Source organism: Shouchella rhizosphaerae, from assembly GCF_900142675.1.
Lineage (GTDB): Bacteria > Bacillota > Bacilli > Bacillales > Bacillaceae_D > Shouchella > Shouchella rhizosphaerae.
The window spans coordinates 825,968-838,465 of the sequence record NZ_FRBS01000001.1; the positions used below are offsets into that span (position 1 = coordinate 825,968).

The 12,498-nt window shown below is 45.5% G+C and carries 12 protein-coding genes; 2 read left to right on the top strand and 10 right to left on the bottom strand.

Features of this window, described 5'->3' with window-relative positions; translation table 11 throughout:
- Nucleotides 1-21: 21 nt before the first annotated feature.
- The 10 genes from BUC05_RS04315 to acnA form a co-directional block, all read right to left on the bottom strand.
- Nucleotides 22-864 (bottom strand): alpha/beta fold hydrolase, encoded by an 843-nt coding sequence (locus BUC05_RS04315; RefSeq protein ID WP_011246991.1) that lies wholly within the window; start codon nt 862-864, stop codon nt 22-24.
- 64 nt (nt 865-928) lie between these two features.
- Nucleotides 929-1,840, bottom strand: a complete 912-nt coding sequence (gene metA / locus BUC05_RS04320) for a homoserine O-acetyltransferase MetA (protein WP_035201374.1) — start codon at nt 1,838-1,840, stop codon at nt 929-931.
- Between the two features lie 178 nt (nt 1,841-2,018).
- On the bottom strand, nt 2,019-2,498 hold the full coding sequence (locus BUC05_RS04325) for a DUF4352 domain-containing protein (protein WP_011246993.1): 480 nt from the start codon (nt 2,496-2,498) through the stop codon (nt 2,019-2,021).
- Between the two features lie 192 nt (nt 2,499-2,690).
- Nucleotides 2,691-3,521 (bottom strand): ammonia-dependent NAD(+) synthetase, encoded by an 831-nt coding sequence (nadE, locus tag BUC05_RS04330; protein ID WP_084140029.1) that lies wholly within the window; start codon nt 3,519-3,521, stop codon nt 2,691-2,693.
- A gap of 322 nt (nt 3,522-3,843) precedes the next feature.
- Nucleotides 3,844-4,266: an acyl-CoA thioesterase gene (locus tag BUC05_RS04335; RefSeq protein ID WP_011246995.1), complete on the bottom strand. Its 423-nt coding sequence runs from the start codon at nt 4,264-4,266 to the stop codon at nt 3,844-3,846.
- 263 nt (nt 4,267-4,529) lie between these two features.
- Nucleotides 4,530-6,749: an AAA family ATPase gene (locus BUC05_RS04340; RefSeq protein ID WP_073304156.1), complete on the bottom strand. Its 2,220-nt coding sequence runs from the start codon at nt 6,747-6,749 to the stop codon at nt 4,530-4,532.
- A gap of 19 nt (nt 6,750-6,768) precedes the next feature.
- A complete protein-coding gene (locus tag BUC05_RS04345; RefSeq protein ID WP_073304158.1) occupies nt 6,769-8,391 on the bottom strand; it encodes a copper resistance D family protein in 1,623 nt (540 codons plus the stop codon).
- Nucleotides 8,392-8,552: 161 nt separating this feature from the next.
- Nucleotides 8,553-8,690, bottom strand: coding sequence for an acid-soluble spore protein N (locus BUC05_RS04350; protein ID WP_035201379.1), 138 nt, complete (start codon nt 8,688-8,690; stop codon nt 8,553-8,555).
- Between the two features lie 53 nt (nt 8,691-8,743).
- Nucleotides 8,744-8,872 carry an FbpB family small basic protein gene (locus tag BUC05_RS04355; protein ID WP_011246999.1) on the bottom strand — a complete coding sequence of 43 codons (129 nt, stop codon included), beginning with the start codon at nt 8,870-8,872 and terminating at the stop codon, nt 8,744-8,746.
- Nucleotides 8,873-9,234: 362 nt separating this feature from the next.
- Nucleotides 9,235-11,952, bottom strand: a complete 2,718-nt coding sequence (gene acnA / locus BUC05_RS04360) for an aconitate hydratase AcnA (protein ID WP_011247000.1) — start codon at nt 11,950-11,952, stop codon at nt 9,235-9,237.
- Nucleotides 11,953-12,172: 220 nt separating this feature from the next.
- Here acnA and BUC05_RS04365 point away from each other — a divergent pair, with 220 nt between their 5' ends.
- Nucleotides 12,173-12,310, top strand: a complete 138-nt coding sequence (locus BUC05_RS04365) for a small acid-soluble spore protein P (RefSeq protein WP_035201383.1) — start codon at nt 12,173-12,175, stop codon at nt 12,308-12,310.
- Nucleotides 12,311-12,385: 75 nt separating this feature from the next.
- A complete protein-coding gene (locus BUC05_RS04370) occupies nt 12,386-12,466 on the top strand; it encodes a YjcZ family sporulation protein (protein ID WP_062750540.1) in 81 nt (26 codons plus the stop codon).
- The last annotated feature ends 32 nt before the right edge of the window (nt 12,467-12,498 follow it).

A 12,498-nucleotide genomic window follows, 5' to 3' on the forward strand; every position in this document is an offset into this window, starting at 1 on the left:
TCTTATCGTTCAAATACGCGCTTATGTCTTTCTCAGAAACCGTTTCATATGTTTTGCTATAAGGCTGGGCTTTTCCTCTGGCAACAAATGGCCACATCGCTTTAGCAAAATGAGTTGGCTGTTAGCTAAGTCTTTTGCTAAACGTACACTTGTTTGTACAGGAATAACGGGGTCTTCTCGTCCGTTGATGATTAAACAAGGCTTGGCAATGGTATGCAGTGCTGCAGACGTTAAATCACCTTCCCTTTGCCGTGCAAGTAGGATCAATCCCTTGCCAATCGAGGCGTCGCTAAGAGGCAAAGTATACGCATTAACCATTGCTTTTGTAACTACCCGCTTATCGTAGACAGCTTCACACAAAAAGGCGCGCACATCTTGGCGACGAATGGCTGCGTTAATGGCCGGGGCTGCAAAAGGCAAATGCGATATAGCGCGGTATGTTCTTTTAACACGGTTTAAATAACCAGAGCTTGCCAACAGCACAAGGCGGTCAATTTGATCAGGGAATGCTTTGGCCGCATGCAAGGCCACTTGTCCGCCCATAGAATGGCCAACAATTGTCACATGTGCGTGGCCGAGCCTAGCTGCCAATTCAACGACAAGACGGGCATAACCATAAAGAGAATAGGCCGTTCCTGGTGCCTTACTTGAGCGGCCAAACACAGGCAAATCACAACTGATCAGGTGATAATCCTTGTGTAAATAAGGAACCAATTGATGAAAACAGGCTGAGGACGCTAAAAAACCATGCAACAAAAGCAACGTTCCTTTTGCTTCTTGCGCTTGGCAACGGTAGTATTCAAAATAAACGCTTGCTCCCTGAATGTATAGATACGATGCACGATCTGGCCGAACCTTTTGCACAACCAGCCCCCCCTTTTTGATTAGTGTTTCGCACGAACACGAAAAAAAACCGATTGCTCGGTTTTTAATCATCTAAATGGTATGGGGTTTCTTGATATACGTAGTAATTAAGCCAATTAGAAAACAATAAATTCGAATGGGCGCGCCATTGCAAAGGTGGGAGCGCATCGACATTGCCTTCTGGAAAATAATTAAACGGCGGATCACAGGCAATCCCACGCTTTACGTCGCGTTCGTATTCTTGTTTTAGCGTATGTGCATCATATTCAGAGTGGCCCATGACAAATACACGCTTTCCATCTTTAGAAGAGGCTATATAGACACCCGCCTCTTCCGAGGAGCTTAAAACGATCAGCTCGTCAACACGCTCAATGTCTTCGCGGCTAACCGTGGTGTGGCGAGAATGGGGAGCGTAAAAAACATCGTCAAAGCCTCGTAGCAAATTGACGTTTTTCACCTCTAGCTTATGTGAATAGACGCCAAAAAGCTTTGTCGTTAGCGGCTTTTTCTTAATACCGTAATGATGATAAAGACCAGCTTGAGCCCCCCAACAAATATGTAAAGTCGACGTGACATTGGTTGTCGTCCAATCAAGAATAGACGTCATTTCATTCCAGTAATTCACATCATGGAAAGGCAACGTCTCAACTGGGGCGCCAGTAATTATCATCCCGTCAAATTTTTGTTGTTTCACTTCATCAATGGTTTTATAAAAAAGATTCAAATGTTCTTTTGATGTATTGCGCGGCGAATGGGTGCTTGGATGCAACAAAGAAACATCAACTTGCAAAGGCGTGTTTCCTAACAGCCGCAACAATTGCGTTTCGGTTTCTTGTTTTGTCGGCATTAAGTTTAAAATGCAAATTTTCAATGGCCGGATATCTTGTGTGTACGCCCGACTTTCATCCATTATAAAAATATTCTCTTTTAACAGAATTTCCTTCGCAGGTAAGTGGTCTGGAATTTTTATCGGCATGGCAACTCGCTCCCGCATCTTTGTTTTTAACCATCTTAACGCAATAAGGACAGCGTTTCAAGAATAGTGATGGCGTCGACAGAGTCGCTAACCTCGTTCAAACGCAAACAAAACACTCGCCACGCGACAACGTATGCGGACGTTTGTCTACGGACTAAGGCTATGCATTCGCATAGCCTTAGTCCGTTACTTCAATTGGAAAAAACAATTGGCCCGTCCGAAAATGATCTGTATAAACAAGTTCATAAGAAGTATCTCTCGGGACAATAAAGGCCACTTCGCCACTTACAGACCGCCCTGGAGAAATTTGACCACCGAGAATGCCCTTTGTTTCGACATTTGATTCATGGCTGTACGCATAATGTTCACTGTCCATTAATGTCAAATTCATTAACGAAAAATTAACGGTCGACTCCCGTTTGTTTTCAATCGTTAAATCGACTTTGACTAACAGCTCTTCCTCATTCTCGTCTTTTACAGAATAACCATTTAACGTAATCTCGATATCACTGATCTCTTGCGACTCATGTTTGCTCTCTTCTTGATCAGATGCGTTGCCTTGGACCGTTTCTGGTTTTGAAAGGCCGTTCGTCGCAAAACCGACTATCAACAAAAGACAAACAATCAAGCCTAGCAATACTAGCACTTTTTCTTTCATCTTTTTCCTTCTCTCCCTATCATACATGCTCATACAACCCTATTTATATGAACCTCGTACGCTCGTCATGTCTGATTTGTACAGCATAAAGCATAACAAGAAGAAGCGGGAGAAAGACCTTTAGCCTTTCCCAGACTGTAGCCAAACGCTCGCATACATTGTCGTTTGCCGCGCTTTGACAAGCGTGTTCGATCAGCCTTTCCACCATGTATCATATACACTTACCGGGTCTTTGCGTTTATGTGCTGTTGCCGCATAACGCTGCTCTAATTTTTCCTGTATGGCGCTGTCAATGGGCTTGCCTTCCAAATAATCATCAATTTGCTCATATGTCATGCCAAGGGCCTCTTCGTCAGGCAACCCTGGTTTGTCGTCTTCAAGATCGGCTGTCGGGATTTTTTGGTACAGTGCCTCCGGCGCACCAAGCTCTTGAAGAAGCGCCTTGCCTTGTCGCTTTGTCAGCCCATATAGCGGAATAACATCACAAGCTCCATCGCCAAATTTCGTGAAAAACCCAGTCACCGCTTCAGCAGCATGGTCAGTCCCAAGTACTAGGCATTGGTAGTGGGCAGCCAAATCAAATTGGACTTTCATCCGTTCCCGCGCTTTTGTATTGCCTTTTATAAACCCAGACAGCTCTTCTCCTGTCGCTTCTACAAAAGAGGCCACGGCAGCATCAACAGCTGGCTTAATGTTCACCGTATGGATTTTATCGGGCCCAATAAACGACAGCGCCACTTGGGCATCTTTCTCATCATGTTGAACGCCATAAGGCAAACGAACGGCATGAAATTCGTATGTGCCTGGAGCTTCTTGATTGAGCTCATCTACTGCCATTTGCGCGAGTTTTGCTGCCAACGTAGAATCCTGGCCTCCTGAGATGCCGAGTACAAATCCTTTTGTCCCTGCTTTTCGAGTGTAGTTTTTCAAAAAGTCAACGCGCGTGCGAATTTCTTCTTTTGGATCAATGTCTGCTTTCGTATGTAAGTCACGACGAATGGAATCTTGGTTTACTTTCATCATAAGACCTCCAATGTTGTAAAATCGCTTATGGAAACGGAGCAAATCGTCTAATTTTCCCTCGGCTGCTAAAATGGCGACTTGCTTTTCCCCGAGCAAGTCAAAATGGGGAAACTCGTTGCGGTGGTCGATCCACTGAGGGTTTAATCCGTACGTTTTGCCCCATTCAATTAACTTCGAGACATCGACGCAAGCGGCCTTCGTAACAGTAGTCGCCTGCGGAAAGCGTGGGTCATGCCAATAATGGGTCAAAAACGCAATTTCCCCTGCTCGTGCTTTCGCTTTCCAGCCTTCTAGTTCCGTACGGTTAATGCCAAACGCCATTTTATTGCTCCTTCAACTCTTCATAACGTTGGTACCACTCAGGGAACGCCCGTTTAAAAGGAACTGGCTTGAACGTGTCTTTTTTCACAATCACATGTGTCGTCGACCCTGTTACACATAACTCCCCGTTTTGGTTCGTAATATCGTAGGCATAAACGGTTTTAACGCCATCATTTAGGGAAAGACGCGTCTCCACGATTGCTGTATCTCCGTAGCGAAGCGCTTTGCGGTAAGTTGCTTGCACATCATACACAGGAGCAAAGTAGCCTTCTTCCTCCATCTTTACGTAGCTGTAACCGGCATCTTCAATATAAGCGGTACGACCAAGTTCGAAATATTTCAAGTAGTTTGCATGGTATACGACGCCCATCATATCGGTATCAGCATACTGAGGAACAATTTTTGTTTGCACTTTATGGGCCACTACTTCCCCTCCTTTCTCCCACCAAACCCTTTACTCGAGTTTTCCATCAGTATAACACAGGTCACTCTATTCCTAAAAACAATTCCACCTCACTTTGCCTTATAAACGCCACTATAAGTAAAAGGTCATAGTCCTATCATCCTTCAATCTCTCCACTATTTTATAAATAACCGTTCGCCTAACAACTAAACCCCTTTTTTACACATAACTGGTTTTCGCAGTAAAGCAATAGCCCCAAAAGCGATTCGCTAGAGGGGCTATTGCTATAGACGTTCATGATCATTGTTTAACAATGCTCGCTCTACATCTTCTTTCTCAATTTGCATAAATCCAGGTCGGCCGACCTCTGCATCTGCCACACGCAGAGCCTGCTCTTGGATGATAGCTTCAAACACTTTCATGACGTAGCGACCATTGCCTCCCCTATTCGCAGACTTAAAATGACCTTTTAGTAAATCAAGTGCTGGTTGCGACCATTCATACCGATAGCTCTTTGCTTTGGCAAGTAGCATCTCGTATCGTTCATCGGGCGTATAATCTGGAAAATGAATGGTTTTGCGCACGCGCGATTGGAGACCTGGATTGCTTGTTAACAGCTGCGCCATTTCTTTGCCATAGCCAGCAAAGACAACAACTAAGTTGGCTTCATAGGTCGTCATTGCTTGCGTTAATGCGGTCAACGCTTCCTTGCCATAGTCATTCGTGCCGCCTTGCGCCAGAGAATACGCTTCATCAATAAACAAAACGCCGCCAAGGGCATCTTCAATCACTCTCTCTGTTTTCAATGCCGTCTGCCCTACAAACCCGCTAACGAGATCGCTACGAGAAACTTCGACTACATGGCCCTTTTTCAACAAACCAATTTGGTTTAGCGCTTCCGCGTAAAGCCTGGCTACTGTCGTTTTCCCTGTGCCAGGAGCCCCTGAAAACACTGTATGGAGCGGCATCGGCGGTACGGCTAAGCCCATGTCACGCCGTGCTTCTTTTACTTTCGCGTACGCAGTCAGTTTTTTTACTTCGCGCTTCACTTCTTCGAGCCCGATAAGTGCATCAAGGCGTGAAAGAGCATCTTCGGCTCGTTGAGGCGTTGTCGATTGAATATGCGTTTCATTAAGCAATACCAAATCTGCCTCTGACTCACCACTGCCAGAAGCCCCTTTTTCAAAAATAGCGGCGCGGACAATGTTTTCGACAACACGAGCATTGCCAAACGACTGGTCGATTTTTGCTCGTTCAATTTCCGCTAATACTTTTTTTAAGGCTTGTTCGGTGAAAACAAAGTCGTTTTCCAGCGCGATTGTTTCGGCTATATCCAGCAATTCACTTTCCGCGTAATTTTGCAAATGAAGTTGATTTTGTTCTGGAAAACGGCTCCTTAGCCCCGGGTTGGAACGTATAAACGTAGCCATTTCTTTTGGATAGCCTGCAAGGATAACAGCAAAGTTGCCTGCATACTTGCCACTTGTCATCGCCGATACGAGCGTGTCAATAACTGCTTGCCCGTAATCATTGCCTCCTTGCCCAGCTCGTTTTAAACTGTACGCTTCGTCAATAAACAGGACGCCGCCAGCAGCACGCTCAATGGCTGCCATTGTTTGCTCTTCTGTTTGCCCGACGTAACCAGCAACCAGTTGGGCCCGGTCTACTTCATACACTTCTGGTTTAGAGAGAATGCCCAACTCATAATAAATTTTAGCAAGCAGCCTCGCTAAAGTCGTTTTTCCTGTTCCTGGGTTTCCTGTCATGATCATATTCAAATTGAGCAGCTGCTTTGTTTGCAGTCCACGCTTTTTCCGTTCCTGTTGATACTTTAGAAACAAGTACAGCTTATGGATTCTCGCTTTTACGTCTGCAAGGCCGACCATTTCATCGAGCTCTGCTAAAGCAGACTGATGCTCTTGCGACTCGGCCAATTGAGCAGCCTGTTCATAAAATCGCTGTCCAAGCGTTGTCGCCTCAGCCACAAGTTGTTTTAGCGTTTGAAACAATGGCTTTGAATAGTATTGACCTTGAAAGCTTTCAAGCAGTTGGGAAGCTGTATCAGCAAGAGCTTGCGCTTGATCGCGAAATGCGCTGACAACGTCCTCAAGTTCTCCATTGCCTGCCAATTCCGTCTGCTCCCAATTTGCTAGAAACCGGTTTGCTTGTTCTTGAACGCGAGCAATCGCTTGTTGTTTGCCGCGAAGTTGGTCGGTTTCACGGAGGTGTGGCCATTGTTTCGGGATCAGTTCAGCTTCTACCCACTCTGTTGCTTGGCCACGCTGCTTTAGCTGGTGGACAATTTGCTTAGAAGCGCCCATTTCCTCCGCTTCCTTTAACCATTGGTGCACAAACAAGTCAAGCTGTTTGCGCCGCTCGAACCGGTACCGAGCTAGCTCTACGAGTTCATTTGCAGACATGGGCTCGGTTGCGTCGTTTCTTGTCAAACGTTTCCGCCAGAGCGCGGCTTCTGCCTGGATGGATTGTTGTCTGTCTTGCGCCACGCTAGTTCCTTCCTTTCTATTAATGGGAATGCCCTTCGTGGATAAATTGGCGTTTTTCCACTTCCAAATCCTTGCCATTAATCGGTTTGATTAAGTAACGATGGGCCTCTGGAAACGTTTCATTGGTCGATTCTACATGAATAAAGACATTGTTTTTAACGTTCGCATCGCGCCACTCGCCATTAAGCTCGATTTCCACAGATTCAATGTCTTTATCTGCATACCCTATAGAAACATACGTACTTGCCCGTTCATTGTCTACCCAATCATTTGTTGTAAACATAAATGTGTCCATAAATTGGTCACCGCCTGTTAAAAAGCCGTTTTCAATTTCTACGGAAGCATCCAAATACTTGCGGTAGCCATCGTCTTCCACTTTCAACCGTTCCGCCGCTAAATGGCGTTCATTGATTTGGTAAACAGCAAAAACTTCTTCTTGTTCCTCTTCAAAGACGGCCAGTAGCTCTACTTGTTCGTTTTCACGGCCGACCGCAATTGCTTCTTCAATCGTATCATGTACCGTCAAGTTCACTGGAATGTCGCCAGGGCCTGCGCTAATCATTAGCCCGCTGTAAGTGACAAGTGTCCATCCGACTAGCAGCACTCCGACGATCACTGTCTTTTTAAACCACCATGCTGCAACTAAGGCGCCTACAAGCAGGATTGCTGAGGCAACGAGCAACAAGACGCCGCCAATTCCTGGAGAGAACGAGATCAGCTGGTTTTCTAACAAAGGTTCTTGCAAGAACCAGTCCATTAGTGGGCTCATCGGTTCGTTCTGCAACGTTCGCAATACATTATGAGGCGGCTCTGTTTCGGTTAGCCAAGAAGTCACTATGAAAACGAGAAGCGCAATCACCCCTTCTGCACGAAAGGATTTTTGTCGTTCAGCGGGCGATAGCTTGGCCCCTTTTCCGCTTAAAGATAGCAAATGCCGAAACCCAAAGACAAGCAACGGAATAAAAAGAATGTGCTTGATGAGCAACAATTGGCCATACGACAGCATCCAGCTATTCACATACTCTGGTGCAATTTCCCCCATCATGATAAAACCACTTGTTACAAGCAATAGCAAACTAAAAACAGCCACAACCGAAAACCATTGATGAAACTTCAACGCATTGATTAGTGACGTTCCATAAAGACCGATGACGAGCAATGGCCCAATCCAAAAAGCCATCGCCACCATATGGAGACTACTGCTAATCATCCCGTGCAAACCGTTTAGAGAAGCACTATGGCTTGACAGGCTGATTGCAAATGCCAACAAAACAATGAACACAAGATTGATACCTGCGGCAATAGGCCGCAGTGCTGTATTCTTTGCCATTGATAGCCATACAACAGCCATGAGCACGACAATCAAGCTCCCATATAGAAAACTAGCGCCAACAGCATGATCAGCAATGACGGTCATAAGCGCATCAAGGTAGGAAATAGCAAAAAAATCGGCATAAGTAACCGCCAATTTGGCTACATAGCCAAATAACACAACAACAATCCCGCCTAGCATCAGCGCAGCCGTTTGTTGTTTTGGCTCAGCACGGAGCCCCCGTTCGCCAGGGGCAAGAGCGACGGTAAAAATCCCTGTCGTAAACGCCAAAAGCGTATAGAGCAGCATATTTAAGATTGCATCAATCATGTCTCTCCTCCATTAAAAATCGCTACCCCCATCATAGCAACCTGTTGTTGCCGTGAATAGCAAAGCGCTCAAACTGAGCGAAAAACGTCAAAAAAGCCGCCAATTTTGGCGGCTACAGACCAATCTCTATGATGTGGTCAACAAAAGTGTACCTAATGGAACTACCCTTTTGGAGGAACATAGTTCGGCTGTTCATTGGACTTGTTGGCCATTTTTTTGCCGTTGTTCCGATCTGATTTGCGTGATTGTTCGCCTAAGTGGTCAGGCGTAAATTGGGCAAATCGATTGTTGTCTCCCATGTGATCCCCTCCATGAGTTTAGCTTGCCCAATGCAGCGCCCACCGAGGCTTCCTTATTTTGGCATTGAGTGTTTTTGTTCAAACCGTGCTTCCAAACGCTCCATTGCTTCCCGATCTTGAGTAAGACGCTCACGGTTTTGCCGCACCAATTCGGCAAAAGATACTTTTCCTACTCGCCTCATATTTGTTCACCTCTTTTTTTCTATTACTATTGCCTGAATTCTTACTTTTTAAACCATTTTCATTAGCCGGCATTCGCCAATTTTTTCACTTTCTGCTCCGATTGACGTCTACGACAACCATCTTGGTCATATAAGTAAACCATTACAACAAAAAAGGGTGAATAGCATGGAAAAAAAGGAACTTGAACAACTTTTTGAAACAAAATTGCGACGGCCATTGTCCGAAAAAGAACAGCACTTTCTTTCTTGGATGGCCCAAAAAAGCAATCATCACAACCGCCGCTCTCGTCCCGCTGCTAAAAAATGCATGAATCGGCGCTAATAAAAAAACTGCCTGATTTACAGGCAGTTTTTTTATTTCATTACACGGTAGCCAATTTTTCACGTAACACCATTTGCAAAATACCACCATGGCGATAGTAATCGATTTCTACATCGCTATCGAAACGGACAAGCGCCTCGAATTCTGTTTTCTTGCCATCTTCGCTAACAGCCGTCACCGTCACATAATCCCGTGGTTTTATTTCGTTAGTAATAGCGACAGAAATGGTTTCTTTTCCTGTCAAGCCAAGGGATTCTGCACTTTCGCCTGCTTTAAATTGAAGAGGCAAGACGCCCATGAGCACCAAGTTGGAACGGTGAATACGCTCATAGCTTTCGGCGATAACCGTTTTAATACCGAGCAAGTTCGTACCTTTGGCTGCCCAGTCACGAGAAGAACCCATGCCGTAATCTTGACCAGCTAGAATTACAAGGCCTGTATTGTCTTCCTTGTATTTCATAGCGGCATCATAAATAGACATCACTTCTCCAGTCGGCCAATAAGTCGTGTAGCCGCCTTCTGTGCCTGGAGCAATTTGGTTACGAATGCGGATATTGGCGAACGTGCCGCGCATCATGACTTCATGATTGCCTCGGCGAGAGCCATAGGAGTTAAAGTCTTTTGGTTTAACGCCTTTTTCCATCAGATACTGACCTGCTGGTGTATTTTTGCCAATCGCTCCAGCTGGAGAAATGTGGTCCGTTGTGACAGAGTCACCAAATTTACCAATTACACGCAAGCCATCAAGTGGTTTCACTTCTTCTGGATCTTTGGCAAGCCCTTCAAAGAATGGCGGATTGGCAATATAAGTTGAATCGTCATCCCACTGGTAAAGAGCGTCGTCCGTCGTGTCGATTTGATTCCAACGTTCATTGCTCGTGAACACATCTGCATATTCACGACGGAATAGCTCAGGTGTAACAGTTTTATCAACAATTGTCCGGACTTCATCAGACGTTGGCCAAATATCTTTAAAATAGACATCATTGCCGTCTTTGTCTTTGGCAATTGGGTCATTTAAAAGGTCAACATCAACTGTGCCTGCCAATGCATAAGCAACAACAAGCGGCGGCGACGCCAAATAGTTCGCTTTTACAAGCGGATGGATGCGCCCTTCAAAGTTACGGTTTCCAGACAGGACAGACGTTACGGTCAAGTCATTGTCCGCAATCGCTTGTTCCACTTCCTCTTCAAGCGGGCCAGAGTTACCGATACATGTTGTACAGCCGTATCCAACTAAATGGAAGCCGAGGTTTTCTAGATAAGGCATCAAGCCAGAATCATTCAAATAGCCTGTTACCACTTTAGAACCAGGCGCTAGTGATGTCTTTACGTACTCAGGCACTTTCAAACCTAGCTCGCTCGCTTTTTTGGCAACAAGTCCTGCGGCTACAAGCACATATGGGTTGGATGTATTTGTACAGCTCGTAATAGCAGCAATCGCTACAGCACCCGTTTTCATTGTCGTTTTGCGGCCATCTGCAAAGTTGACTTCAACGGTTTTATTAAATTCATCTTTTGAAAGACCGAGTCCTTGGTTTCCTGCTGGCGCAACGACAGCATCTTGGAAAGACTTTTGCATGTCTGGTAGCTCGATCAAATCTTGTGGACGCTTAGGGCCAGACAAGTTGGCATGGATCTTAGACAGATCCACTTCCACCACATCTGTGTAAACCGGATCAGGCGTTTCACCAGGGACATAGAACATGCCGTTCGCTTTGCAGTACGTGCGAACCAAATCAATTTGCTCTTCAGAGCGTCCTGTCAGGCGCAAATAATTCAACGCCTCTTCGTCGATTGGGAAGAAGCCACAAGTCGCACCGTACTCAGGGGCCATATTCGAAATCGTCGCCCGGTCAGCAAGAGGCATATCAGCAAGGCCAGGGCCAAAGTATTCGACAAATTTACCGACAACACTCTTTTTCCGCAATACTTGCGTCACTTTTAAGGCGACATCAGTTGCCGTTGTCCCACTTGGCAGTGAGCCTGTAAATTTCAAGCCAATTACTTCAGGAACCGGGAAGTAAGAAGGCTGTCCAAGCATCCCAGCTTCCGCTTCAATGCCGCCAACACCCCAACCGAGAACACCTAAACCGTTAATCATGGTCGTATGGGAATCAGTTCCCACTAACGTATCTGGAAACGCAACGGTTTCGCCGTCTTGTTCAACAGCGTGGACGACGTTGGCAATGTACTCTAAATTCACTTGGTGGACAATACCTGTTGCCGGTGGCACGGCATTGTAATTGTCGAATGCTTTTTTCGCCCAATTTAAAAATTGGTAGCGCTCTGCATTGCGTTCAAATTCCAAATTCATATTATAGAGCAATGAATCGTCTGTTCCGAATTTGTCGACTTGGACAGAGTGGTCAATGACAAGGTCGACTGGAATTTCCGGATTGATTTGGTCGGGATTTCCTCCGAGGTCAGCCATTGCTTTACGGAGCGCAGCTAAATCGACGACCGCCGGAACGCCAGTAAAATCTTGGAGAATAACACGTGAAGGCTTAAATGGAACGTCGATCTCCTTTACGTCCTTTGTGCCCCACTTTGCTAGGTTTTCAACATGCTCTTTTTTAATGACATAATCATCGTACTGCCTTAATACGGACTCAAGCAGGACTTTAACGGAATAAGGCAACTTGCTGACTTTTCCGATCCCGGCTTTTTCCAGCGCATCAAGCGCATAGTAATGGTACGTTTTCCCATTCAGGTCAAAAGAAGACTTAGCATTAAACACGTCTTGTTTTTTTGACATCGAAAGACCCCCTTATCAGCATTATCATAACGTATTATGAGAGCGTTGTCTAAAGATTTGCCCGTCCGTAAGCGCTTTTACAAACAGGCATTCAGGAAGATTTCCCTTCATTAGGATAGCAAAAGTTGCGCCAAGTTTAAATCTTTTTTCGACAAAAATATTAAATTTGAATAGAAAAAATGGTTGCCGCCTTATACTAAGGAGCAAGGAGGAATGCTTCATGACGGAACGACATACATTTAAAAGCCAACGGCGCAACCAGCCAAAAGGCAAGCAAGGAAGTGGCCAGCCGGAGCCATTGAGTGGCTCGCACAAAACCAAAAAAGCCAACCAAGTCAATCAAACAAACGGCGAATGAGCATGAAAGTCCGCCCATACGCTTTTTTTTCGCTTGCATAGACTAGAACATACCTTGTTAAAAGGAGGTTCAACTATGAGCGGATATGGTGGAGGCTTTGCACTTATCGTTGTCTTGTTTATCTTGCTAGTAATTGTCGGCGCAAGCTGGTTCTAGGCTCGTAAAAGGCTGCCATGGCAGCCTTTTAT

Excerpts from the sequence above, each read along its gene's own strand:
- BUC05_RS04325 (WP_011246993.1), bottom strand. The coding sequence starts at position 2,498 with ATGAAAGAAAAAGTGCTAGTATTGCTAGGCTTGATTGTTTGTCTTTTG.
- metA (WP_035201374.1), bottom strand. The coding sequence starts at position 1,840 with ATGCCGATAAAAATTCCAGACCACTTACCTGCGAAGGAAATTCTGTTA.
- BUC05_RS04355 (WP_011246999.1), bottom strand. The coding sequence starts at position 8,872 with ATGAGGCGAGTAGGAAAAGTATCTTTTGCCGAATTGGTGCGGCAAAAC.
- BUC05_RS04370 (WP_062750540.1), top strand. The coding sequence starts at position 12,386 with ATGAGCGGATATGGTGGAGGCTTTGCACTTATCGTTGTCTTGTTTATC.
- nadE (WP_084140029.1), bottom strand. The coding sequence starts at position 3,521 with ATGATGAAAGTAAACCAAGATTCCATTCGTCGTGACTTACATACGAAA.
- BUC05_RS04350 (WP_035201379.1), bottom strand. The coding sequence starts at position 8,690 with ATGGGAGACAACAATCGATTTGCCCAATTTACGCCTGACCACTTAGGC.
- BUC05_RS04365 (WP_035201383.1), top strand. The coding sequence starts at position 12,173 with ATGACGGAACGACATACATTTAAAAGCCAACGGCGCAACCAGCCAAAA.
- acnA (WP_011247000.1), bottom strand. The coding sequence starts at position 11,952 with ATGTCAAAAAAACAAGACGTGTTTAATGCTAAGTCTTCTTTTGACCTG.
- BUC05_RS04345 (WP_073304158.1), bottom strand. The coding sequence starts at position 8,391 with ATGATTGATGCAATCTTAAATATGCTGCTCTATACGCTTTTGGCGTTT.